This is a genomic window from Nocardia araoensis NBRC 100135, assembly GCF_000308435.1.
Lineage (GTDB): Bacteria > Actinomycetota > Actinomycetes > Mycobacteriales > Mycobacteriaceae > Nocardia > Nocardia araoensis.
This window is the reverse complement of the sequence record NZ_BAFR01000157.1, coordinates 1-23,520: the sequence shown is the minus strand read 5'-3', so window position 1 is coordinate 23,520 and position 23,520 is coordinate 1. Positions and strand designations below refer to the sequence as shown.

Annotated in this window: 20 protein-coding genes; 11 read left to right on the top strand and 9 right to left on the bottom strand. The window is 71.2% G+C overall.

Annotated elements, in window-relative coordinates:
• From ON21_RS21540 to ON21_RS21525, 4 genes are all read right to left on the bottom strand, one after another.
• Positions 1–1,217: NTP transferase domain-containing protein (locus tag ON21_RS21540; protein ID WP_039800222.1), on the bottom strand; the 1,217-nt coding region annotated here is incomplete at its 3' end.
• An 82-nt stretch (positions 1,218–1,299) separates the two neighbouring features.
• Positions 1,300–2,055 carry a VOC family protein gene (locus ON21_RS21535; RefSeq protein ID WP_039800221.1) on the bottom strand — a complete coding sequence of 252 codons (756 nt, stop codon included), beginning with the start codon at positions 2,053–2,055 and terminating at the stop codon, positions 1,300–1,302.
• Positions 2,056–2,110: 55 nt separating this feature from the next.
• A complete protein-coding gene (locus ON21_RS21530) occupies positions 2,111–2,422 on the bottom strand; it encodes an MGMT family protein (protein WP_039800220.1) in 312 nt (103 codons plus the stop codon).
• Between the two features lie 4 nt (positions 2,423–2,426).
• Positions 2,427–3,203, bottom strand: coding sequence for an alpha/beta fold hydrolase (locus ON21_RS21525; protein WP_039800219.1), 777 nt, complete (start codon positions 3,201–3,203; stop codon positions 2,427–2,429).
• Positions 3,204–3,275: 72 nt separating this feature from the next.
• Here ON21_RS21525 and ON21_RS21520 point away from each other — a divergent pair, with 72 nt between their 5' ends.
• The gene (locus ON21_RS21520) at positions 3,276–6,707 is read left to right on the top strand and encodes an ATP-dependent helicase (RefSeq protein WP_051021180.1); all 3,432 of its coding nucleotides are present in this window, start codon (positions 3,276–3,278) and stop codon (positions 6,705–6,707) included.
• A gap of 43 nt (positions 6,708–6,750) precedes the next feature.
• The gene (locus ON21_RS21515; protein ID WP_039800218.1) at positions 6,751–10,992 is read left to right on the top strand and encodes an ATP-dependent helicase; all 4,242 of its coding nucleotides are present in this window, start codon (positions 6,751–6,753) and stop codon (positions 10,990–10,992) included.
• On the opposite strand, the gene ON21_RS21510 is transcribed toward ON21_RS21515, so the two are convergent.
• Complete coding sequence (locus ON21_RS21510) at positions 10,949–11,362, bottom strand: DoxX family protein (protein ID WP_039800217.1); 414 nt, start codon at positions 11,360–11,362, stop codon at positions 10,949–10,951. The two genes, ON21_RS21515 and ON21_RS21510, sit on opposite strands and share 44 nt — an antisense overlap.
• Positions 11,363–11,790: 428 nt before the next feature.
• Between ON21_RS21510 and ON21_RS21505 the strand changes: the two genes are divergently transcribed.
• Positions 11,791–12,846, top strand: a complete 1,056-nt coding sequence (locus ON21_RS21505; protein ID WP_039800228.1) for a potassium channel family protein — start codon at positions 11,791–11,793, stop codon at positions 12,844–12,846.
• A 47-nt stretch (positions 12,847–12,893) separates the two neighbouring features.
• Positions 12,894–13,799: an NAD(+) diphosphatase gene (gene nudC / locus ON21_RS21500; protein WP_039800216.1), complete on the top strand. Its 906-nt coding sequence runs from the start codon at positions 12,894–12,896 to the stop codon at positions 13,797–13,799.
• A 35-nt stretch (positions 13,800–13,834) separates the two neighbouring features.
• Here the strand turns inward: nudC and ON21_RS21495 are convergent, their stop codons facing one another.
• Positions 13,835–14,065: a mycoredoxin gene (locus ON21_RS21495; RefSeq protein WP_086006463.1), complete on the bottom strand. Its 231-nt coding sequence runs from the start codon at positions 14,063–14,065 to the stop codon at positions 13,835–13,837.
• Between the two features lie 120 nt (positions 14,066–14,185).
• Between ON21_RS21495 and ON21_RS21490 the strand changes: the two genes are divergently transcribed.
• From ON21_RS21490 to ON21_RS21465, 6 genes are all read left to right on the top strand, one after another.
• Complete coding sequence (locus ON21_RS21490) at positions 14,186–14,608, top strand: SRPBCC family protein (RefSeq protein WP_039800214.1); 423 nt, start codon at positions 14,186–14,188, stop codon at positions 14,606–14,608.
• The gene (locus ON21_RS21485; protein WP_039800213.1) at positions 14,605–15,048 is read left to right on the top strand and encodes an EVE domain-containing protein; all 444 of its coding nucleotides are present in this window, start codon (positions 14,605–14,607) and stop codon (positions 15,046–15,048) included. Before ON21_RS21490 ends, ON21_RS21485 begins: the two co-directional genes overlap by 4 nt.
• Positions 15,049–15,057: 9 nt before the next feature.
• Positions 15,058–15,522, top strand: a complete 465-nt coding sequence (locus tag ON21_RS21480; RefSeq protein ID WP_051021178.1) for a MarR family winged helix-turn-helix transcriptional regulator — start codon at positions 15,058–15,060, stop codon at positions 15,520–15,522.
• Positions 15,523–15,666: 144 nt separating this feature from the next.
• The gene (locus ON21_RS21475) at positions 15,667–17,814 is read left to right on the top strand and encodes an ATP-dependent DNA helicase UvrD2 (RefSeq protein ID WP_051021177.1); all 2,148 of its coding nucleotides are present in this window, start codon (positions 15,667–15,669) and stop codon (positions 17,812–17,814) included.
• Positions 17,815–17,927: 113 nt separating this feature from the next.
• Positions 17,928–18,266: a hypothetical protein gene (locus ON21_RS21470; protein ID WP_157170907.1), complete on the top strand. Its 339-nt coding sequence runs from the start codon at positions 17,928–17,930 to the stop codon at positions 18,264–18,266.
• Between the two features lie 135 nt (positions 18,267–18,401).
• Entirely contained in the window at positions 18,402–18,725 is a 324-nt protein-coding gene (locus tag ON21_RS21465) for a WhiB family transcriptional regulator (protein WP_083880787.1), read from the top strand.
• A gap of 172 nt (positions 18,726–18,897) precedes the next feature.
• Here the strand turns inward: ON21_RS21465 and ON21_RS21460 are convergent, their stop codons facing one another.
• The 3 genes from ON21_RS21460 to ON21_RS21450 all read right to left on the bottom strand — a co-directional run bounded on the left by ON21_RS21460 (position 18,898) and on the right by ON21_RS21450 (position 22,662).
• Positions 18,898–20,241 carry an ABC1 kinase family protein gene (locus ON21_RS21460; RefSeq protein WP_039800225.1) on the bottom strand — a complete coding sequence of 448 codons (1,344 nt, stop codon included), beginning with the start codon at positions 20,239–20,241 and terminating at the stop codon, positions 18,898–18,900.
• A 47-nt stretch (positions 20,242–20,288) separates the two neighbouring features.
• Complete coding sequence (locus tag ON21_RS21455; RefSeq protein ID WP_039800210.1) at positions 20,289–21,164, bottom strand: hypothetical protein; 876 nt, start codon at positions 21,162–21,164, stop codon at positions 20,289–20,291.
• An 85-nt stretch (positions 21,165–21,249) separates the two neighbouring features.
• Positions 21,250–22,662, bottom strand: coding sequence for a zinc-dependent metalloprotease (locus ON21_RS21450; protein ID WP_039800208.1), 1,413 nt, complete (start codon positions 22,660–22,662; stop codon positions 21,250–21,252).
• 127 nt (positions 22,663–22,789) lie between these two features.
• Between ON21_RS21450 and ON21_RS21445 the strand changes: the two genes are divergently transcribed.
• The coding region (locus ON21_RS21445) for a YlbL family protein (protein ID WP_039800224.1) at positions 22,790–23,520 on the top strand (731 nt) is incomplete at its 3' end.

The window sequence follows — 23,520 nt, the reverse complement described above, 5'->3', positions numbered from 1 at the left end:
CGATCGGTGGTGCGGATGCCGGAACGGGACAACAGTTCCGGCAGGATCGGGCCGATCGAATCGCGGGTCTGGCCCGCCTGGAGCGGCCCCGCGCTGCGGATCTCGTCACCGGTCATGACGACGCGCGCGCGGACCGGGCCGCGCACCGGCGCCGCGGTGACCTCGACGCTCGCGGCCGCGGAGACCAGCGCGGCGGTGACCGGCGCGCCCTCCGGCGCGACCGGATCACCGGTCGCCCGGTCCTCGCCGCGGCGGCGGATGTCGTCGCGCAGGGGGGTGTCCGGCAGGCGGTACAGCGTCTCGTCGGCGACGTGCGCGAACTCGTCGCGCAGTACTCCGGTGGTGCCGTCGGGGACGTGCGCGCCCGTGGCGATGCGCACCGCCTCGCCCGGCAGCAGCCCCACCGGCCGACGTCCGCCCGCGAAGCCGACGTCGCGCCGCAGGCGCCACGGGCCGTCACCGGCCACCGCGTAGCCGTCCATCGCCGAGACGTCGAAGCGGGGCAGCGGCCCGGCGGCCGTCAGCGGCGCCGCGAGCGCGGCCCCCAGCACCGAACGCAGGTCGGCTTCGTACGCGGTGAGCCGGGACAGTCCGGCGCGCAGCAGATTTCGCGCCTCCCCGAGTTCGAGCGGCGGTTGCTGCCGTGGCGCGTCGACCGCCGCCCTGGCCTGCCGCACCTCCTCTTCGGTGTCGCAGTCGCCGACGCCGGAGAGCGGGATGATCGCGGCGGCGGCGGGCACCAGCGCCTTCATCGGCTGATTGATCAGCGTGTCGAGACCGTCGAGCGCGGCCGCCAGCGCGGAACGCCGCCACACCCCGATCAGGTATTGCGGGCGACCCGACTCGTCGGCCGCGAACACCGCGTCCGCGCCGGATTCGGTGGCGTGCCGGATGAGTTCGGTGATCGCCCACGGCGACAGGAACGGCAGGTCGGCGGCCAGCACCACGACCAGAGGGGCGGCGGAGGCGAGGGCGCGCAGCCCCGTGTCGATCGCCGCCACCGGACCCGATCCGGGCGGCACCTCGCGAACCTGGAGGATCTCCGGTGACAGTTCGGGACGGTGCGGTCCGACCACCACCGTCTGCGCGCACGAGTCGACGGCGGCGAGCGCCACCTCGAGCATGGAACGGCCGCCGATGACGATGGCGGGCTTGTCCACGCCGCCCATCCGGCTGGCCCGACCGCCCGCGAGCACGATCGCGTCGGCGGCCGTCACACGCCACGATCCGGAGCTAGGTACACCATGGCGGCCATGCTAATTCGTCACCGCGGGGAAGCCCGGGAGCGGACGGCGTCGATCAGGCGTTCGACCAGAAGCGCGCCGGTGGCAGCAGCCGGAACTCGTTGAGCTCCGGGTCGACGAGCACCAGATCGGCGTTCCGGTCGGGATCCGGGGCGCCGCGATCGATGGAGGTCGCCCCCGCCGCGTGCAGCCGGGCCACCTCGGCGGCCCGGTCGTCGGCCGGGAACGAGGTGAGATCCAGGCGCAGTCTGGTCCGGGCGGATCCCGCGCCGGGCGTGCGGACGAACTCCAGCCAGGAACCCAGTCCGGTCGGTGCGCGCAACCCGGCCAGCCGTTCGCCGCGCCGCAGGGACGGCCAGCCGGTGGCGGCCGACCAGAATTCGGCGAGGCGCTGCGGATCGCGCGTGTCGACCACGATCGCCGCGACGGCTCCGGTGTCCACGTACTCCTCCCTGGGCTCGAGCACGCAGAACTCGTTGCCTTCCGGGTCGGCGAGCACCGCCCACGGCACCGCGCCCTGCCCGATGTTGATCGAGCGCGCGCCCAAGGCCAGCGCCCGGTCCACCTGGGTGCGCTGGTGGTCCAGCGAGCGGGTGGCCAGATCGAGGTGCAGGCGGTTCTTGCCGACCTTGGCCCGCATCGCGGGCAGGAAGGTGAGGGCCAGTTCGCCGCCGTCGGCGTCGGGGGCGGCCACGTTCACTTCGTCGGGGCGGTCGAGGGTGACGCTCCAGCCGAGCAGTTCGGCCCAGAAATCCGCGACCGAACGCGGCCGGTCGGCGTCGAAGGCGACACATGCCAGGCGGGTGGGCATGGATCAACGGTACTGGCCCGCCATTGCGGCACGGAGGAATTTCGGAAAGCGGCTCTCAGTCGCCCGTGGCATCGGGCAACGGGAAACGCGCGGCGCGCAGGTCGACGCGTCCGTCCCGGATCGGCACGCCCTCCTCGGCCAGCAGGCGCAGCTGGCGATGGGCCAAGTGGGCGGCCGGCCTACCGCTCGCGCCGAGCACGCGGTGCCAGGGCAGGTCGGCCGAGTCGGTGCGCATGATCCAGCCCACCGTGCGCGGCGTGGACAGACCGGCGGCCGCGGCGATGTCGCCGTAGGTGACCACCCGGCCGGGCGGCACCGCCGCCACCAGGGCGCGCACCTGCTCGATCTGGGCGTCGGTGGTCGGCATCGGTTCAGAGCACCGAGCGCACGAGCTCGCCGGTCTGGGCCGGGTAGGCCTGGGCGACCATGTGATCGCAGTTCCATTCGAGCACGGTCAGGCTGGCGCCCATGTGTTCGGTGAGCGCCGCGCGGAACTCCGGCGTGACGAACGGCGGGTGCACCTTCATCGCCTGCACCAGCACGGTCGGCAGGTCGGCGGGCGGCAGCACCCAGTGGCGGGCCAGCTGGCCCCAGTAGGAGTTGATCGCGGGCAGGCTCATCCGCCACCCGAAGCGCCCGTCCGCGGTGGGCATCAGGTGTTCGTCGAGTTCGGCTTCGAGCAACCGCGGCTCGACGTCGCCCCAGCCGGTGTCGAGTTTGTCCTGGCGCGCGTGCTCGACGCTGTCGTAATCGGCCGAGACCAGGGTGGACAGCGCGATCTCGTTGAGCCATTCCGGCTCGAGCGCGATCGCCGGATCCAGCAGCACCAGCTTGCGCACCAGGTCGGGATGCCGATGCGCCAGGTGCAGCGCGCACGCCCCGCCGAAGGAGTGCGCGACCACCACGACCGGGCCGTCGGCCTCGGTGGTGACCAATTCGACCAGGTCCTCGACGATGGTTTCGAAGTTCCACGGCGGCAGCGAGGTCGAGCGACCGTGCCCGCGCAGATCCGGTGCGAGCACCCGGACGTCGGGCAGATGCCGGGTCGCCAGGTCTTCCCAGCGTTTGCCGTGACCGGTCACACCGTGCAGGGCGAGCACCACCGGTCCCGTCGTCGGACCGAACCGATGGACATTCAGAACAGACACCGGTCCATTCTGACCTGCGCCGCGATCGGCCGCAGCGCCGGTCGGGCGGAGGCGTGTACCGGCGTGTCGGTCGTGTCTGTTGCAATAGCCCGCGTGGTGCGATCGGATGGCGCGGTGCGACTGGTTCGCCGGAATGTGGTGGCGCCCCGGCCGCGAGACTGGGGCGCCGACGTTCGCGCGCTGCTGGACGCCGCGGCCGAGGGCGATCCCGCGCGTCCCGGGTGGCGGCCCTGGCAGGTGCTCGGCGGGCCGGGCACGGGCAAGACCGCCCTGCTGGTCGACATCGCCGCCGGGCGCATCGCGGCCGGAGCCGATCCGGAATCGGTGCTGGTATTGGCCCATTCGAAGCAGGCGGCAGGCGCTGCGCGAGACGCCATCACCACGCGGCTGAGCGGCCCGGGTCCCGGCGCGGAGGGCGGTGTGCCCGGCGCCACACGAGAACCCTTGGTGCGCACGCTGCATTCGTACGCTTTCTCCGTGCTGCGCAGGCACGCGATGGCGCACGGCAACCCGCCGCCGCGTCTGCTGACCGGAGCCGAACAGGACGCGGTCGTGCGCGAGATGCTGCGCGGCGATCTGGTGGACATGGCCGAGGGCGCGCACGGACTGTGGCCGGAGCGACTGCGCCCCGCCCTCGCGCTCGGCGGGTTCGCCGAGCAATTGCGCGATCTCATGCTCCGGGCCACCGAACGCGGCATCGGGCCGGAGGACCTGGTGCGGCTCGGCCGCGAGCACGCCAAGCCCGAGTGGGTGGCGGCGGGCAGGTTCGCCCTCCGCTACGAGCAGACGATGCTGCTGCGCTGGTCGGTGGGCGTCGACGCGCCGGAGGCGACCGCGCCCGCGCTGGACGCCGCCGAACTGGTCGGCGCGGCGCTGGACGCGCTCGCCGCCGATCCGAATCTGCTTGCCGCCGAACGCGCCAGGATTCGATACCTGCTGGTCGACGACGCACAGCACCTGGACCCGCAGGCGGCGATCCTGGTGAAGGCGATCGGGCACAGCGCGCGCACCACGGTGATCGCGGGCGACCCCGATCAAGCCGTCTTCACCTTCCGCGGCGCGGACGCGCGGTTCGTCGCCGAACTGGACGTGCCACCCGAGCGGCGCGTCGTGCTGCGCGACAACCATCGGTTCGGCGGCCAGGTGGAGCTGGCGGTCGCGCGGATCGCCGCACGTCTGCCGGGCAGTGCGCCGCAGCGCATCCCCGTGCCGGAGAGCACAGGGCCGCGGGAGGACGGCACCGAGGTACGGGTGCGCGTGCTGGCCACGCCCGCGAAGGAGGCCGCGCTCATCGCCGACCATTTGCGCCGAGCGCATCTCACCGGTGGGGTGCCGTGGTCGCGGATGGCGGTGATCGTCCGTTCGGTGCCGCTGTCGCTGGCGCCGCTGCGTCGTGCCCTCCTTGCCGCGGGCGTGCCGGTGCGGCAGCCAGCGCTGGACACACCGCTGGCGCGCAGGCGCGGCGCGGCCTGGATGCTGCTGTCACTGCGCGCGGTTCTGGCGGGTGAGGAGGCGCAGCGGGGCGCGGAACCCGCGTTCGAGCCGGAGGACGCCCTCGACCTGCTGTCCGGACCGCTCGGCGGCGCCGACCAGATCGCCTTGCGCCGGTTGCGCCGCGGCATCCGCCGCGCGGTAGTGGAATCGGTGCGCGCCGGTGCGAAGACACCTGACCCGGACGACGATTCGCCGCCCGATCGTGACGCGGACATCGACCGCCCCTCCGCACTGATCCTGCGTGACCTGCTGATCGGGACCGGCGACCCGGCGATCCTGAACCGGCTCACCGAGGTCGAGGTCGCGCCGCTGCGCCGGGTGCTGGACGCGCTGCGCCGGGCGCGCAAGGTGCGCGGGCGCGGGGCGGGTCTGGAGGACGTGCTGTGGGCGCTGTGGACCGGTTCTCGGCTGGAGCGGCGCTGGGTGGCGCAGTCCGAGCGCGGCGGCGCGACAGGCATGCAGGCCGATCGCGATCTGGACGCCGCGGTCGCGTTGTTCGACGCGGCCGCCGCCTATGTCGACCGGCTGCCGCGCGCGAGCATCGAAGGATTCGTCGAATACCTGACGCAGCAGGAGATTCCGCAGGACGCGGCGCCGCGCACGCTGCCGGGCGAAGCGGTGGCGCTGCTGAGCGCGCACGCCGCCGCGGGGCGGGAATGGGATGTGGTCGCCGTCGCCGCCGTCCAGGAAGGGATCTGGCCGAATCCGCGCGCCCGCGGCACCCTGCTGCACACCGAGGACCTGGTCGATCTCACCGCCGGGGTGTCCGACGCGGGGGAGCGGGTCAGCCGTGCCGCGCCGATTCTCGCCGAGGAGCGCAGGTTGCTGCTCGTCGCGTGCAGCCGGGCCCGGCGGTCGCTGCTGGTCACCGCCGTGGAATCGGTCGCGGGGGAACGCGATCTGGTGCCGTCGCGCTTTCTCGCCGAGTTGCTCGGGCACGACGACGACGGCGAGCCAGGTGCGCTCCCGGTGGTCGACCCCGGCCGCGCCCTGGTGATGCATTCGCTGGTCGCCGAATTGCGCGGGGTGGTCTGCGATCCCGACGCCGACCCGGAACGCAGGCGTCGCGCCGCGCACCAGCTCGCGCGGCTGGCGGACGCGGGCGTGCGGGGCGCTCACCCCGACGACTGGTACGGCACCGCGGACCTCAGCTCACGGCGACCGCTGTGGACCGAGGACGACGGCGCGGTGGCGCTGTCGCCCTCCACCGTCGAATTGCTGCGCACCTGCCCGCTGCGCTGGGCGCTGGAACGCAACGGCGGCACCGATGGCGACAACACGCACGCCGTCAAGGGCAATCTGGTGCACACGCTCGTGCAGGCGCTGGCGGGCAAAGTGCCCGAGGAGCAGGTGCGCGCCGCGTTGGATCGCGCCTGGCGGGCGGTGGATCCCGGTACCGGTTGGCATTCCCGGCAGGAGTTGCGCCGCACCGAGGCGATGCTGGAGACCTTCTCGGCGTGGGTGCGCAACACGCGTGGCGAGCTCACCCAGGCCGGGGTCGAGGTGCCGGTGGACTGCGTACTGCCCGCGCGCACGGAGGACGAGCGCGCCGTGCGGATCCGGGGCCGCGTCGACCGGCTGGAGCGAGACGCGCAGGGCCGTTTCGTGATCGTCGACGTGAAGACCGGCAAGTCGCCGGTCACCAAGCAGGCCGCCGTCGATCACGCGCAGCTGGCGACCTACCAGGTGGCGGCCGCCGCAGGCGCGCTCGACGCACCGGCCGAATCCGGTTCCGGCGAGGCGGAATCCGCGCCCGGCTCGGCGGGCGAGCCCGGCGGGGCACGGTTGGTGTATGTCGCCAAGCCGAGCAAAGCGGAGGGCGCCACCCAGCGCATGCAGCCCCCGCTGGACGCCGAGGCGCTCGAGCACTGGCGCGACACGATCCACCGGGCCGCCTCGGCCACGCAGGGCCCCAGCTACCTCGCCATGCGCAACGACGGATGCCGCCACTGCGCGGTGGCGGGCAGCTGCCCCGTGCAGGACAGCGGGAGGCAGGTGACCGACGAGTGAGCGCGCTCTCGGTCCCGCCCCGGCCGGGCGCCGGGGCGCCGCCGTGACCGGCCGGGTGACACCGCATCAGCTGGCGCAGGCGCTCGGTCTGCCGCCGCCCACCGACGAGCAGGCCGCCGTGATCGCGGCGCCGCCTGGCCCCACCCTCGTGGTCGCGGGCGCGGGCGCGGGCAAGACCGAGACGATGGCCGCCCGGGTGGTGTGGATGGTCGCGAACGGCCTCGTGCTGCCGGACGAAGTGCTCGGGCTGACCTTCACGCGCAAAGCCGCCCAGCAGCTGACCGCCCGGATCCGGACCAGGTTGGCCCGGCTCGCCGGGGCGCCGCTGCTGCGCGAACTCGATCCGAGCGGCCGCCTGCGCGCCCAGCTGACCGGCGCGGAGCCGGAGATCAGCACCTACCACTCGTACGCGGGCAGGTTGCTCACCGAACACGGCCTGCTGCTCCCGGTGGAGCCCTCGGCGACCCTGCTGACCGTGACCCAACTCTGGCAGCTCGCCCATCAGGTGGTGCGCACCTGGGACGGCGACCTGGAGACCGACCGCACCCCGGTGTCGGTCACCGAGGCGGTGCTCGCGCTGTCCGGCCAGCTGGCCGAGCATCTGGTCGAGCCGGAGGAACTGGCCGAGGCGCACACCGAACTGGCGAAGCTGGTGCACACGCTGCCCGCGGGACCGCGACAGCGGGGCGGGCCGAGCCAGTCGCTGTTGAACATCGTGCAGGTGCAGCGGGAACGGGTAGCGCTGCTGCCGCTGGTGCAGCAACTCGCCGAGGCATTGCGCCGACGCGGCGCACTGGACTTCGGCGCGCAGATGTCCCTCGCCGCGCGACTGGCCGCCGAGCACCCCGAGGTCGCCGCGGCCGAACGCGCCCGTTTCCGTTTGATCCTGCTCGACGAATACCAGGACACCGGCCACGCCCAGCGGGTGCTGCTCTCCGCGTTGTTCGGCGGCGCCCCGGGAGACGCGACATCGCAGCACGGTTTTCCACCGCAGCGGCACGACACCCCTCCGCGAACGGAGGGCGATCCGCGCGGCGAGGACGATGATTCGTCACCCACGGGCGTCTCAGCCGGAGATGCGCTGGATTCGGTCGCCGATCGGCCCGGGTCGTCGGCGGCCGGTGCCCTCGATCGGGCCGCTCCAGGTGGCCGCGAACCGCGCTTCGCGAAGGCGGATTCGGATCGGCCTCCGAGCGGAGGGCCGACATCGACTGCCGATGCGCCCCCTGGGGACTCCGCGCAGGGCGCGCGGTCAGCGAGTGTCGATACGAAAGACACTGTTGAAGAGGAACACTCGCGATTCTCCGGTGCGCACGACCCACACGTTGCGGCGAGACGGGAAGACCAGCGCGCCCACGAAACGCAACGCCTCGCCGTAACCGCCGTCGGCGACCCGATGCAGTCCATCTACGGTTGGCGTGGCGCTTCGGCGGCGAACCTGCCCCGGTTCGCCACCGACTTCCCCAGTGCCCCGGGCGTGCCCGCCCCGACGTTGTCGTTGCTGACCAGCTGGCGCAATCCGCCGGAAGCGCTGGCACTGGCGAATCTGGTCGCGGAACCATTGCGGCGCAGGGCATCCGAAAGCGGCGGAGTGACGGTCGACGCTCTGCGCGCCAAGCCCGACGCGGGCCCGGGGGTGGTGGCGCTGGCGCTGACCGCCACCGTCGCCGATGAACGTTCGTGGATGGCCGAGCGCATCGCCGCGGAGTGGGCCGCTCGACGCGCGGAAGGACAGCAACCGCCCACGTCCGCCGTTCTGGTGCGCCGCAATGCCGATGCCGCTCCACTGGCGGAAGCCCTTCGCGCACAGGGCCTTCCGGTGGAGATCGTCGGGCTCGGCGGCTTGCTCGCCACGCCGGAGGTCGCCGACGTCGTCGCCACCCTGCGGCTGATCGCCGAACCGGGCTCGGGCAGCGCCGCCATGCGCGTGCTGACCGGCGCGCGCTGGCGCATCGGGGTCGCCGACATCGCGGCGCTCGCCCGCCGCGCCAAGGACCTGTCCATCCGGCGCCCCGGGTCGGAGGGCCCGGCCGAGATCGCCGACGGCGCCGCGCTGGACGACGCATTGCGCGAAGTGGCCCCGGAGCCGGCCGAACAGGCGGGGCTGGCCGACGCGATCGCCGATCCCGGTCCGCCCGAGCAGTATTCGTCCGCCGGTTTCGCCCGCATCGAGGCGCTGGGACGGGAACTGGCCGCGTTGCGCGAACGCAGCGGTCAGCCGTTGGCGGAATTGGTCGCCGACGTCGAGCGCACCATCGGTGTCGGTGTGGAGACCCAGACCCGGCGAGCCATGGCGGGCACGGGGGCCGGACGCGAGCATCTGGACGCGTTCGCCGAGGTGGTGGCCGGGTACGCCGCGGAAACCGGAGCCTCGCTGGGTGGACTGCTGGCGTTCCTCACCGCCGCCGAGGAGGTCGAGAACGGGCTGGAGCCGGGCGAGGTCGAGGTCGCCAAGGACCGGGTGCAGGTGCTGACCGTGCACGCGGCGAAGGGCCTGGAATGGGAGATCGTCGCGGTTCCACACGTGGTGGAGGGCGTTTTCCCGTCCAAAGTCGGTTCCGGCACATGGCTGGGCGCGCTCGCCGAGTTGCCCACGTCGCTGCGGGGTGACCGTCAGCAGGAAGACGCGGCCGAGGGCGTGCCGGTGCTCGAACTCACCGACCTGTACGACCGCGCGGACCTCGACCGTGCGATCAAGGCGCACAGGGAGGCGCTGGAGCGCCGCCGGATCGACGAGGAACGCCGCCTGTTCTACGTCGCGCTCACCAGAACCGAACGGGTGCTGCTGGTTTCGGCCCACTACTGGGCGGAGACCGGCAGCACCCCGAAAGGCCCCTCGGACTTCCTGCTGGAACTGAAGCACGCGCACCAGGACCCGGACAGCCCGGCGTACGACGTCTTGGCGATCGACCGCTGGGACGACCCGCCCGCCGCCGACGCCGTCAACCCGTTCACCGACGATCCCGCGACCGCCGAGTGGCCGCGCGACCCGCTCGGCGACCGCCGCGGCACCATCGAACAGGGCGCCGCGTTGGTCCGCGCCGCCTTGGCGAACCTGCGCGCCCGTCCCGCCGATGGCGGGCACCGTGGTTCGCAGCCGCCCGGCGCCGCCGCCCCGAGCCGCAGCGCCGGTGCCGAGACACCGCCCGCGCCACCCGCCGACGAGCCCGAATTTCGGGATGAGTCGGCCTACGAACCGCGTGGTGATCGGTCGGGGTTGGTGGCTGCACCGGGTGACCGTCCGCGTGGTGATGGTTCGGGGTTTGCGGAAGAGTCGGGCCACTACCCACCCGCCGACGAGCCGTGGTTCGCGGACGACACGGCTCACTATCCACTCGACGACGACTACCCGCCCGACGATTCCGGGGGAGACTTCACTTCCATCGAATACGCCGATCCCTACGCGGATATCGAGCCGTATTTCGGTTCGGCGCCGGACCCGGTGGAGGAGTATCTGTCCGCCGACGAACCGGCATACGCCGCGACCGGCTTCGCTCCGCCCCCGCCGGACGACATGTACCGGCCGCAGGACACCGGCTCCGCGCCGGACCCCGGCGATCCGGAAGGCTGGGCCGCCGACGTCGACGCCTTGCTCGCCGAACACCACGCGGCCGCGGCCACCGACGAAGAGGTGGAACTACCCGGACAGATCGCGGCGACCGCCCTGGTCGAGCTGCGGGCCGACCCGGCGAAGCTCGCCGCCCGCCTGCGTCGTCCGTTGCCCTACCCGCCGAATCCGCTCGCCCGCCGGGGTACCGCGTTCCACGCCTGGGTGCAGCGGTGGTTCGGCTCCACCCGCCTGCTCGGTCTGGACGAACTGCCCGGCGCGGCCGACGGCGGCGCCGATGCGAGCCTGGACGCCGAGCTGACCGCGATGCAGGAGGCGTTCCTGAACTCGCGCTGGGCCGATCGCAGCCCGATCGAGGTCGAGATCCCGTTCGAGACCTCGATCGCGGGCACGGTGATCCGCGGCCGGATGGACGCGGTGTTCGCCGAACCCGGCGGCGGCTGGATCGTGGTCGACTGGAAGACCGGAGCCGAGCCGAGCGCCGCCGAGGAACCGGCGGTCGCCATGCAGCTGGCCGTCTATCGCCTGGCGTGGGCGCGGTTGATGGCCGCCCGCGAGGGACGGCCCGAGCAGGAGATGCTGCCTCGGATCGGCGCCGCGTTCCACTACGTGCGCACCGGTCGCACCATCGCGCCCGCGAACCTGGCCGGTCCGGAGGAACTGGCCGAACTGATCAGGAACGCCGCGCCCGCCGGCTCACCGCCAGCGCCTGAGTGATCAGCGGGATCTGCAACGGAAGCCGCACGACCGAGCCGACCTTCATCAGCCGGGGCGCCTTCTCGCTGGCCAGCATGTCCGCGGCGAACTGCACGTTGGCCGGGAACACCGCGATGAACAGCAGCGCCGCGAGCCGTCCGCCGAAGCCGCGCGTGCGCGGTACCGCCAAGGCGGTGGCGACGCCGATCTCGGCCACGCCGGAGGCGTAGGTGTAGTCGCGGGCGCGTCCCGGCAGGAAGCGCGGCACGGTCGAATCGAAGGGTTTCGGCCGGACGAAATGCAACACCCCCGCACCGAACAGCAGGGCGGCCAGGGCCAACGCGGGCCGCCGCCCACCATCGGACACGGGCGTCAGCGTGTTTTCTGCCATGAGGCAGCCTTACATCCATACCGCCGCACGTCGACCCCGGGTCACGTCGACGCGGACCCGAGGACCGTCCGCCGCGAACCTCCCCCCGGTTTCTCGCCCGCACCGAGTCCGAGCAACCGGCAGCCACGACGAACCGCGTACACCGGGTAGCGAGCTTCGAGACCGACGCGCCCGGCGCACCGCAACCACGTCTTTCGAGCGAAGCGAGACCGAGCCTGTTCCGTTCGCGGCCCGGCTCGCGTTTGCGCGGCCGCCGCGTACGCGACGAAGGAGCAAGCGGCGGTCGCGCAAACGCGAGCCACAAGAGGGCCGCGAACACGCCGCGACGCAGTCGCGGCCAAATAAACACAGTAGGCTCCCCGGTGTGCCGGAGGGACAAGGATTACCGGGTATGACCGACACGAGCGGCGAAACGACGGGTGTGCCAGGTGTTCGGTGACCGAGCGCGCGGCCTCGGCTTGGCCAGCCGCCCCGATTTCGCCCTGGTCGGTGTACTGCGCATCCCGGAAGTGCAGACCAGCCCGTGGATTTCGCTGACCAGACGGGTGCTGTTCGCGACGGCGCTGCTGTTCCTGGCCGCGCTGGTGGTGTACCTCGGTCGCAGCGGCTACCACGACAACTCGGGTAACGAACTGTCGTTCCTGGACGCGTTCTACTACGCGACCGTGTCGCTGTCGACCACCGGATACGGCGACATCCATCCGGTGACGCCCGAGGCGCGGCTGGCGAACATCATCATCATCACCCCACTGCGCATCCTGTTCCTGATCGTCCTGGTCGGAACCACGCTGGGCGTGCTGACCGAACGTTCCCGGCAGGCTTTCAAGATTCAGCGATGGAGGCACACCGTGCGCAATCACACCGTGGTCGTCGGATACGGCACGAAGGGGCGGACCGCGATCGACGCCATGCTCGGCGACGGGGTGCAGCCCGCCGACATCGTGGTGGTCGACACCGACGTGGTCGCCTTGGAGGCCGCCGCGAACGCCGGGCTGGTCACGGTGCACGGCTCGGCCTCCCAATCCGACGTGCTGCGGCTGGCCGGTGTGCAGCATGCCGACTCGGTGGTCGTCGCCACCAATCGCGACGACACGGCCGTGCTGGTCACCCTGACCGCCCGGGAGCTGAACAAGGCCGCCAAGATCGTGGTGTCGATCCGGGAGGCGGAGAACACCCACCTGGTGCGGCAGTCCGGCGCCAACTCGGTGGTGGTGTCCTCGGAGACGGCGGGCCGGTTGCTCGGCATCGCGACCACCACGCCCACGGTCGTGGAGATGATGGAGGACCTGCTCACCCCGGAGGAGGGCTTCGCCGTCGCCGAACGCGAAGTGGAGCCGTCCGAGATCGGCGGATCGCCACGGCATCTCAGCGATATCGTCCTCGGCGTGGTGCGCAACGGGGTGCTCTATCGGGTGGGCGAGCCGGAAGTCGACGCGGTCGAGGCGGGCGACAAACTGCTGTACATCCGACGAGCGAGTAAGTGATCACGGCGCGAACCGGGCGGGTAGCTCGGGCGCGATAGTCTCGAACCGTGTCGGCATTCCAGCTCAATAGTGTTCCATTGCTGTCCCGTTCTGTCGTCGACCGGGCCGAGCAGATCCGAGGTGATGCCCGAGCCCTGAAGGAGGGCTGGGCCGAGGCCAAACTTCTGCGGGTCAACCGCCGCGGGCAAGTGCGCATCGAGGAGGGCGCCCTGGTCCTGGACGCGGCCGTGGAATTGTCCGCCGAACCCAGCCCGGCCGCGGTGTTCCTCGGTGTCGAGGATGGCGTCCATCTGTGGGCGGTGCGCGATCCGGAGCTGGAGGGCGCGCTGACCGACCTGCGCGCCTTGGCCGGCGGCGCCGTCGACGACCGCACCGCCGGGTTGCTCTCCACCGCGATCGCCCTGCTGAACTGGCACGACAAGGCCGGGTTCCACGGCGCGGACGGCGCCGTCACCACGTCGGCGAAGGCAGGCTGGTCGCGCGTCACCGAGAGCGGTTACGAGGAATTCCCGCGCATCGATCCGGCGGTGATCTGCCTGATCCACGACGGCGGTGAGCGGGTGCTGCTCGCCCGCCAGAGCAGCTGGCCGAAGTCGCTGTTCTCGCTGCTGGCCGGGTTCGTCGAGGCGGGCGAGTCGCTGGAGCGCTGCGTGGAGCGCGAGGTGCGCGAGGAGGTGGGCCTCGACGTGCGTGAGATCAGCTACCTGGGTAGCCAGCCGTGGCCGTTCCCGCGCTCGCTGATGCTCGGGTTCGCCGCGCTGGCCGATCCCGCGCAGCCGCTGACCTTCTCCGACGGCGAGATCGCCGAGGCCGACTGGTTCACTCGCGCGCAGGTGCGCGAAGCGTTGGCCGTGGGCGACTGGTCGAACCGGGACGGGGAGACCCGGCTGCTGCTGCCCGGTTCGATCTCCATCGCGCGCACCATCATCGAATCCTGGGCCGCGATCGACTAGCGCGCGGGCCGGTGCGACCCGCGCGCGGCGGCTGATCAGGACAGACCGGCGAGGACCTGCTTGACCGCCGCCAGCGACGGGTTCGTCGCGGTGGAACCGTCGGCGAACTTCACGGTGGGCACGACGTGGTTGCCCCCGTTCACGCTGCCGACGAACTCCGCCGACGCCGGGTCTTGCTCGATGTCGATCTCGACATAGCTGATGCCCGCCTCCTCCAGCTGCTTCTTCAGCCTGCGGCAGTAGCCGCACCAGGTGGTGGAGTACATCGTCAGGGTGGGGTTCGCGTCAGTCACGGACACTGCAACGCCGGAGGACGGCTCACTGTTCCAACTCGAACCATTTCGACGCCACTTGCGTGAGATTTAGTATGCGCGCATACTAAATCCATGACGATCATCGCCACCGCGCACGCCACCTCCAGCGCACCGCCGACCGCCTTCTTCGCCCGCTGGGCCGAGGTGGCCACCTGGCCGGAGTGGAACACCGACACCGAGTGGGTGCGCTTGGACGGACCGTTCGCCGAGGGCGTCACCGGAACGTTGCGGCCGAAAGGCGGCCCGAAGATCCGGTTCGTCGTCGCGCGCCTGACCGACCGTGAGTTCGTCGATGTCTCGAAGCTGTTCGGCGCGCGGCTCACCTTCGCCCACGAGGTCGCCGTCGCGGAAGACCGCACCACGGTCACCGTGACGGTCTCGATCGACGGACCGCTGCGCTTGTTGTGGACCCGGATTCTGGGCGGGGACCTGGCGAAATCCGTGCAGCCCGACCTGGACGCCCTGGTGGCCGTCGCCGAGGGGGTCCCGGCATGAGCGCCACCGGTTCGAGCGCGAAGTACTGGCTGGCCGTCGTCTCCCGGGAACATGTCCGGCGCGGTGTCGAGCTGGGCATCGCCCAGGCAAACCACGGCAAGCGCGCGGCGGTCGAACGCATGCGGCCGGGCGACGGGTTGGTGTATTACTCGCCGCGCGAGGGCATGCGTGCCGGTGCGCCGGTGCGTTCGTTCACCGCGATCGGCACCATCGACGACCGTCCGGCCTGGCAGGCCGACCCGCAGGAGGACGGCTGCTTCCGGCCGTGGCGTCGTTCGGTCAGCTACCGAGCCGAAGCGCGGGAGACCCCGATCGATGCGCTGCGCGACGAACTGGACCTCACCGGCGTGCCGAACTGGGGGATGGTTCTGCGTCGCGGCCTGATAGAACTCAGCCCGCACGACTACGCGCTGATCGCGCGGGAGATGACCGACGAGTGAGGGAGGCCGATGCACGAGGCGGGGGACGGAAAGCTGCGTTCCAGATTTCGCACGGCCGAGGAGAGTCCGGGCCTGTTGCTGTGGCAGGTGACCAATCGCTGGCAGGCGGCGCAGCGCGCCGCGCTCGCCCCCTTCGACCTGACCCACGTGCAATTCGTGCTGCTGGCTTCCCTCACCTACCTCGCCGCGGGCCGCGCGGATCCGGTGCGGCAGCGTGACCTGGCCGAATACGCCGCCACCGATCCGATGATGACCTCCCAGGTGTTGCGCACGCTGGCGCAGAAGGGCCTGATCGAACGCCGCGATCACCCGAGCGATCGCCGGGCGAAGGCCCTGGTCGCCACCGAGGCGGGCATGGCGCTGGTGAACCGGGCGATCGTCGCGGTCGAGGGGTGCGACGCGGAGTTCTTCGCGCCGCTCGGCGCCCGGGACGGCGACTTCGCTCGCTCTTTGCGGCTGCTGCGCGACCGCTGAACGCTACGTACCCGGCCGCCCCGAGGCGGCGATGCGGGCGTGGCACGGCGGTCGGTTGCGCAGCAGGGCCACCGCTGCCTTCCCGCCGACCTACTGGCGGGCGGGTCCCCGACCGCGACCGGCCGCTTGTCGGTGGGCGCTGTCATGATGGACTGCGTGCCCGCTCTCGACCTCGCAGACCTCGATCCCGAGCAGGCCGCCGCCGTGCGGGCGCCGCGCGGCCCGGTGTGCGTGCTCGCGGGCGCGGGCACCGGCAAGACCAGGACCATCACCTATCGCATCGCGCATCAGATCGCGCAGGGGCACGTCAAAGCGGATCAGGTGCTCGCGGTCACGTTCACCGCTCGCGCCGCGGGTGAGCTGCGTACCCGGCTGCGTGCGCTCGGCCTGGGCGGCGAAGCGGCCCAGGTGCAGGCGCGCACGTTCCATGCGGCGGCGTTGCGGCAGCTGAAGTACTTCTGGCCGCAGATCGTCGGTGACGTGCCGTGGCGGCTGATCGATGCCAAGTTCCCGATCGTCGCGCAGGCGGCGCACCGGGCCGGGCTGTCCACGGCCACCGACAGCGTGCGTGACCTGCTGAGCGAGATCGAGTGGGCGAAAGCCTCGCTCATCGCACCGGAGGATTACACGGCGGCGGTCGCGAAGCAGCGGCGCGAGACACCCTATGAGGCACTGCGGGTCGCGGATGTCTACGCGGGTTACGAGAAGCTCAAGGCGACGCCGGACGGGCTGCTGCTGGATTTCGACGACCTGCTGCTGCATACGGCGGCCGCGCTGGAGGACTATCCCGCGGTGGCCGACGAATTCCGCGGCCGCTACCGCAGTTTCGTCGTGGACGAGTACCAGGACGTCACGCCGCTGCAACAACGCGTGCTCGACGCGTGGCTCGGCGACCGCGACGACCTCACCGTCGTCGGCGATGCCAACCAGACCATCTATTCGTTCACCGGAGCCACGCCGAGCTTCCTGCTGGACTTCTCCCGCCGCTTCCCCGATGCCACCGTGGTGCGGCTGGAGCGCGACTATCGCTCGACCCCGCAGGTGGTGTCGCTGGCCAATCGGGTGATCGGAGCGGCGCGCGGCCGCATCGCGGGCACCAGGCTGCAACTGATCGGCCAGCGTGCCGACGGACCCGAGCCGGTGTTCGCCGAATACGACGACGCGCCCGCGGAGGCGGCGGCGGTGGCCGAGGCGATCGGCAAGCTCATCGCGGCGGGCACGCCGGCCGCCGAGATCGCCGTGCTCTATCGGATCAACGCCCACTCGGAGAGCTATGAGCAGGCGCTCACCGAGCGCGGCATCCCCTACCAGGTGCGCGGTGGCGAGGGCTTCTTCGCGCGCGTGGAGGTCAGGCAGGCCGTGCAGGCGCTGCGGCAGGCCGCCTCCCGCGACGACCTGCCCGACCAGGCGCGCAGCGGCAACTCCCTGGTCTCGCTGGTCCGCGCGGTGCTCGCCCCGCTCGGCCTGACCGCCACCGAACCCGCGGGCGCCCAGGCGCGCGAACGCTGGACCTCGCTGGTCGCCCTGGTGCGGCTGACCGAGGAACTGGTCGGCCACGACGACCGGCTCGACCTCACCGGGCTGCTGCGTGAACTCGCGAATCGCGCCGAGGCCAGGCACCCACCCACGGTGCAGGGCGTCACGTTGGCCTCCTTGCACGCCGCCAAGGGCTTGGAGTGGGACGCGGTGTTCCTCGTCGGACTGTCCGACGGCACCATGCCGATCGCGCACGTCCTCGCCGACGACGGCTCGGTCGCCGACGAGGCGGCGCTCGAGGAGGAGCGGCGGCTGCTCTACGTCGGGGTCACCAGGGCGCGCGAACATCTGCGACTGTCCTGGGCGCTGGCCAGGAACGAGGGCGGCAGGCGCAGCAGGCGGCGTTCACGCTTCCTCAACGGCCTGGTACCCGACGATTCGCCCGCGTCGCGGATCGCGGCGCCGCCGTCGGCCCCGAACGGCGTCCGCCCGACCTGCCGGGTCTGCGCGAAACCGCTGATCGGGACCTACGCGACCATGCTGGGCCGCTGTCGTCGCTGCCCGGCCGAGCTGGACCCGGAATTGCTTGCCGCACTGCGGGATTGGCGGGCGGAGAAGGCGGAGGCGTTGCGGGTGCGGGAATTCGTCGTGTTCACCGACACCACGCTCACCGCGATCGCCGAACAACTGCCCGCCGACGACGCCGCGCTGGCCGCGATCGCGGGCATCGGCGCCAAGAAGATCGACCAGTTCGGCGCCGAGGTTCTCGCCATCGTCGCGTCCCGGCTTCGATCCACATCACAAAACCGCAGGTAGAAAATAGGTTGTCCCGCTCGGCGATCTTGCCTATGGTGGATTTCACGCACCGGGAGGGCATCTCGGCGCGCACAGTTACCGACACACAACGAGTACAGGAGGGAGGCAGAGCAATGGACAACATCATGAACTTCGGCGCCAGTGGCGTTGCGGTCTATGCGCCCATGGCGGCCTCCCGGGGGATCCTCGCCTTGCAGGGGATCGGTCTGTCCGGAATCGGTGCGTTCGGCACATCCGGCACGCAAGTGAAATGCGCTGCCATGCATGCGTCGATCCGTACCCAGATTCAGGGCAAGCCCAGCGCGGGCTGGCACCCGACGGCTGTCGAGGCAGCAGTCGGTGTCTTCGCGGATGAAGCCGGCTTCGAGCCGGCGGATCTGCGGGCAGCACGCCTCCGCACCGCACACCCAGCGACCGTGATCAGGTCTCGACACAGATGTCGACCTAGGTAGGGAACTCCTCCCCGACCTCCTGGCCACGGATCGCCCGACAGCGAAACCGTGGCCAGTATTCTCCGGCCCTTCAGCCGACCGGCACCGGTTTCGCCACAACAAACGAACCGCTGCAACGAGCTGAAGGAGAACGACGTGTTCACCGCACAGGGTTGGCCGCAGGCCGCTACTGACGTGACATGCCGAACCGTGGCGTCGCCTACTCGGACCCAGGAGATCACCAAGGTCCTGCCCTGCCGTGCTGGAGATCCGGACCTCTGGTTCGCCGAGAGCCCGGTCCAGTTGGAGCAGGCCAAGGCGCTGTGCGCGACCTGCCCGATCCGCAAGGGCTGCCTGAGCGCAGCCATGGATCGTCGTGAGCCGTGGGGTGTTTGGGGCGGTGAGATCTTCGACCAGGGTGTCGTGATCGCCCGCAAGCGTCCCCGTGGTCGTCCGCGCAAGGTCGCGGTCCCGGCATGAGCCGGGGAGTGACTTCCCTCCCTCCGGTCGATGTGCTCGATTCGGTCGGTCCCGGCACGGGCCGAGCCAACGAACGAGAAAGCAGGCCAGCCGCCCACCGTTTCACGTGGTGGGCGGCTGGTCTGCGTGGTGCCGCGGCCTATGGCTTCGACCGAGCTGAGGGGAGTTCAGCTCAGGAGGCCGTGCGTTCCTCGGTGAAGCCGGGCATCCAGGTGCGGACCAATTGCATGAACGGCAGTTCGGCGTCGAGTTGCGCCAGAATGCCCACGGAGCCGCCGAGTACCCGGAAGATCATCACGTATTGCGCCGGAAGTTGCAGTGCGCGTGCGGTTTTCATTTCGGGGCTGGAGATCTCGGAAGCTTTGCCCGCCACCCGCTGCATCCACCTGCGGGTGAAGTGGAACGAGTCGGCCTGGATGGGGTCGGTGAACGGCCGCAGGTAGTCGGCGATCTCCTGGTGGGTGACCACTCGGCCGGGGATTACCCAGCCGTGGTCGTACAGCAGCTCGGTGAGTTCGGCGAAGCGCTCCTCGACCGCCAAGGCCAGCATTCGGCCGAGCACCGGGGGAAACCCCTCGGGCATCGGGGCGCAGGCGCCGAAATCGATGACCGCCAGCTTGCCGTCGGGCAGCATCATGAAATTGCCCGGGTGCGGGTCGGCGTGCAGAAGCCCGACGACCTCCGGGGAGGAGAAGTGGAACCGTCCCATCAGCGCCGCGACGCGATTGCGCAGCGCGCGGGTGCCCTCCGGATCCTCGGCGCCCTGCTTGATGATCGTGGAGACGGGGACGCCGTCCAGCCATTCGGTGACGATCACCTTCGGCGCGCTCGCCACCACCTTCGGCACCACGATCTCGCCGTGCCCGTCGAAGCCCTTGGCGAAAGCGCGCTGGTTGGCCGCTTCGTTGCGGTAGTCCAGCTCTTCTTCGGTGCGTTCGGTGATCTCGGCGAGAATCGGCTTCACGTCCGCGCCGGGGATCACCGAAGCGACCAGACCGGACATGCGGTTCAGGGTCTTGAGGTCCGCGCGCAGCGCCTCGTCGGCGCCGGGGTACTGCACCTTCACCGCGACGGTGCGCCCGTCCGACCAGACCGCCCGGTGCACCTGCCCGATGCTGGCCGACGCGGCCGGGGTGTCGTCGAACTCACGGAAGCGGGTACGCCACTGGGTGCCGAGCTGCTGGTCCAGCACGCGGTGGACGGTCGCGGCCGGCATCGGCGGCGCGGCGGCCTGCAGCTTGGTGAGCGCCTCGCGATAGTGCTCGCCGAACTCCTCGGGGACCGCGGCCTCCATCACGCTGAGTGCCTGCCCGAACTTCATCGCCCCGCCCTTGAGCTCGCCGAGCACCGTGAACAGCTGCTCGGCGGCCTTCTGATTGAGCTGCGCGTTGATCTCGGACTTGTCGCCTCCGGCGAGCTTCTTGCCGAACCCCACGGCCGCCCGCCCGGCTATGCCGAGCGGAATCTTGGCCAACTTGGCGTTGCGGGACGAGCGACGGCGCACGATCTCAGACACGTACCCATCATGGCGAAGGATCGGCCCATCGGCCACGGCAATCTTGATCACGCTCGGCTTTCATGGCCGTGTCCAGCGGAAACGTGCGCACACCCGCACTCGGGATGGCGGTTCCATTCGCGCCGATCGAGGGTGTGTGAATCCAGGTCCAGTTCCAGCGTCGCGTTCAAGGTGGCGGGGGTTCGCCGGGGTGAGCCGTCGATGATCGTCTCGAGTTCGGCGAGGGCGATTGCCGTGGTGGCGGCGATTCCGGCGGGCGAGGCGTGGCCGATGCGGCCGAGTAGTTGGGCCGCCAGGTGTGGCCAGTCGGTGTCGTTCTGCGCGCGGATCAGGTCGGCGCAGCGCAGGCAGCTGGTGAGGCCGGGCAGCACCAAGGGGCCGACGACGCCCTTGCTGTCTCGGATGCGCAGTTGCAGATGGGGGATCCGGTGCAGCACCAAGTCGCTCACCAGCCGGGGATCCGGCATCAGCGTGTCGGCGAGCACCACGAGGTCGGCTCCCCAGGACCGCACCGTCGCCGTACCTGACGGGTACTCCCGGGAACGGCTCGGCCGCATACCGAGCGCCCGCAAGCCGGCCGACACCGCGTCCGACAGCGGCCCGAGTCCGTGCACTCGCACTGCTCGCACATGACCGGCCCGGTCCTCCGGGTGGTCCAGCAATCCGGCCTCGTCGACCAGCGTGAGCAATGCCACGGCGCGTTCGGCATCGATACCGCATTCCCCTGCGCGCCAGATGATCTGCGGTTTGGTGCGCAGACCGTCGAGCAGGCGCAGGAAAGCGACGACGGTCTCGGCGTCCATGCCTTCCGGATCGAGTACGACCGCGGTTTCCGGATCGCACCCGAGCTGGACGACACCGGCCGGGCGGACCAGAACGGTCACCCTCGGGCGCAATCGCGGACCGCGACACATCGTTGTCATGTCATCAGTATGCGAACCGCGCGTGGTGCGACCGGTGTTCAAACCCTCAGTTATCCACAGGATTTCGTGTCATCCACAGCCTGCGTCAGGAGGATGCGCCGCCCTCTTTGCCCAGGTCGGGACCGGTGTCATCGTCCTTTTGCTCGCGCGCGGCTCGCTCGCGCGCCTCGGTTTCGGCCAATTGCGCGAGCGGATCGTCGAACACCGTGGCGCCGCCGCCGATGACCGAGTCGATGAAGCCGGCGGGGGAGTCCAGATCGTCGGAATCCGGCAGCAGGTCGGGGTGCGCCCATACGCGGTCGCGGGCGGTCATGCCCGCGTCGCTGGTGAGCCTGCGCCACAGCGCCGCCGCCTCGCGCAGCTTGCGCGGACGCAACTCCAGGCCGACCAGCGTCGCGAAGGTCTGCTCCGCGGGACCGCCGGTGGCGCGCCGCCTGCGCAGCGTCTCCGCCAGCGCGCCCGCGCCGGGCAAGCGGTCGCCCACGGCGTCGGCGACGACCACCTGCACCCAGCCTTCGATGAGCGCCAGCAGCGTTTCCAGCCGTTCCAGCGCCTGCTTCTGCTCGGGCGTGGTCTGCGGCTCGAATGTGCCCTGCGCCAAGATCTCCTCGAGCTTCGACGGATCGGTCAGCGACATCGGGTCGATGTTCTGCGCGGCCTGCTCCATCGCGGAGAAGTCCATCCGGATGCCCCGCGCGTAGTCCTCGACCGCGCCGAGCACCTGCTGGCGCAGCCACGGCACGTGCGCGAACAGCCGCTGGTGGGCGGCCTCCCGCGCGGCGAGGAACACCAGGATCTCGCTTTCCGGCTGCTCCAGGCCGGCACTGAACTCCGAGATGGCCGCGGGCAGCAGCGCCGCGGTGCCGGTGGGACCGAGCGGAAGGCCGATGTCGGTGGAGGTCAACACCTCTTTGGCGAGCTGGCCGAGCGCCTGGCCGAGCTGCGACCCGAAGGCCAAGCCGCCCATCTGGCCCAGCATGCCGACCATCGGCGCGGCGAACTGCCTGGCCTCCTCGGGCAGCGCCGCGGTCCACATGCCCGAGATCTGCTCGGCGACCGGGTCGCACAGCCGCTGCCAGGTGGGCAGGGTCTGCTCGATCCAGTCGTTGGCGGTCCACGCGACCGTCTTGGTGGCGCCCGCGGGCAGGGTGGTCGCGCTGTCGAGCCAGAGTTCGGCGAGGTGCGCGGCGTCGGCCACCGCGCTCGCGGCGCCCGAGCTCACCGGGGCGACGGTCGAGCCGAGCTGCTGGCGGGCCAGCCGCTTGGCGACGTCGTAGTTCACCGGCCCGGCCTGCGCCGACCCCGGTTGCCCCATGCCGCTGAGCATCTGGCCGAGCGAGGTCAGCATCTGCCCGAGTTGCGCCGGGTCGAATCCGCCCGCGCCGGACCCACCGATACCGAAACCGAACGGGTCGTTCGGGCCGGGACCGCTCGGCTCGTCACCGCGCTTGCGATCGTCGTCGTCGCGGTTCGAGAATCCGAAGGGGAGGTCGTTCATGCTCTTTACGTTACGCGGGTAGCACAGCATCCCTGTGTTCGCGCGGCGCGAAATCGGCGGCGGCGCGCCCGGGCGAAATGACCGCCTCCGGCCACTCGCGCCGCGGGCTGTCACTACTGTGGTCCAGGTGAATCGTCGGATCCTCACCCTGGTGGCCGCCCTGATCCCGGTGCTCGTGCTCGGCGTCGTCGGCAGCGTGCTGACTGTGCCGTTCGTCGCACTCGGGCCCGGCCCCACCTTCAACACCCTCGGCACGGTGGACGGCAAGGACGTCGTCGATGTGCAGGGCACCCAGGTCGATCCGACCACGGGCCATCTCAACATGACCACGGTGTCGGTGCGCGACGGGCTGAGCATCTTCGAGGCGTTCGGCTTCTGGGCCAGCGGCAAGCACGGCCTGGTGCCGCGCTCGGAGGTCTACCCGCCCAACGTCTCGCGGGAGGAGATCGACAAGTCCAACCAGGAGGACTTCAAGGACTCCGAGGGCAACGCCGAGGTCGCCGCACTGCACTACCTGAACCTGCCGACCGTCGTGCTGCTGCGCAAGGTGTCCGACGACGGGCCCGCCCATGACGCGCTGCGCGCGGGCGACGAACTGATCAGCATCAACGGCACACCCGTGGCAGCGCCCGAGGACGTCGTCGCGGCGGTCGGCTCCCAGGCGCCCGGCAGCGCGCTGACCGTGGTGTTCCGGCGCGGCAACGCCGAGCAGACCGCGACGATCGTGCTCGGCGCCCGCCCCGACGACCCGGCCAAGGGCTACCTCGGCGTGACGCCGGGTGAGGGCGCCCGGCCGCCGCTGGAGGTCGCGTTCAACCTCGCCGACATCGGAGGTCCCTCGGCGGGCCTGATGTTCAG

Coding starts and splice junctions, on each gene's coding strand:
- ON21_RS21535 (WP_039800221.1), bottom strand. CDS start 2,055: ATGCCCACCCGCCTGGCATGTGTCGCCTTCGACGCCGACCGGCCGCGT.
- ON21_RS21530 (WP_039800220.1), bottom strand. CDS start 2,422: ATGCCGACCACCGACGCCCAGATCGAGCAGGTGCGCGCCCTGGTGGCG.
- ON21_RS21510 (WP_039800217.1), bottom strand. CDS start 11,362: ATGGCAGAAAACACGCTGACGCCCGTGTCCGATGGTGGGCGGCGGCCC.
- ON21_RS21495 (WP_086006463.1), bottom strand. CDS start 14,065: ATGTACTCCACCACCTGGTGCGGCTACTGCCGCAGGCTGAAGAAGCAG.
- ON21_RS21490 (WP_039800214.1), top strand. CDS start 14,186: ATGACGATCATCGCCACCGCGCACGCCACCTCCAGCGCACCGCCGACC.
- ON21_RS21485 (WP_039800213.1), top strand. CDS start 14,605: ATGAGCGCCACCGGTTCGAGCGCGAAGTACTGGCTGGCCGTCGTCTCC.
- ON21_RS21480 (WP_051021178.1), top strand. CDS start 15,058: ATGCACGAGGCGGGGGACGGAAAGCTGCGTTCCAGATTTCGCACGGCC.
- ON21_RS21475 (WP_051021177.1), top strand. CDS start 15,667: ATGATGGACTGCGTGCCCGCTCTCGACCTCGCAGACCTCGATCCCGAG.
- ON21_RS21470 (WP_157170907.1), top strand. CDS start 17,928: ATGGACAACATCATGAACTTCGGCGCCAGTGGCGTTGCGGTCTATGCG.
- ON21_RS21455 (WP_039800210.1), bottom strand. CDS start 21,164: ATGACAACGATGTGTCGCGGTCCGCGATTGCGCCCGAGGGTGACCGTT.
- ON21_RS21450 (WP_039800208.1), bottom strand. CDS start 22,662: ATGAACGACCTCCCCTTCGGATTCTCGAACCGCGACGACGACGATCGC.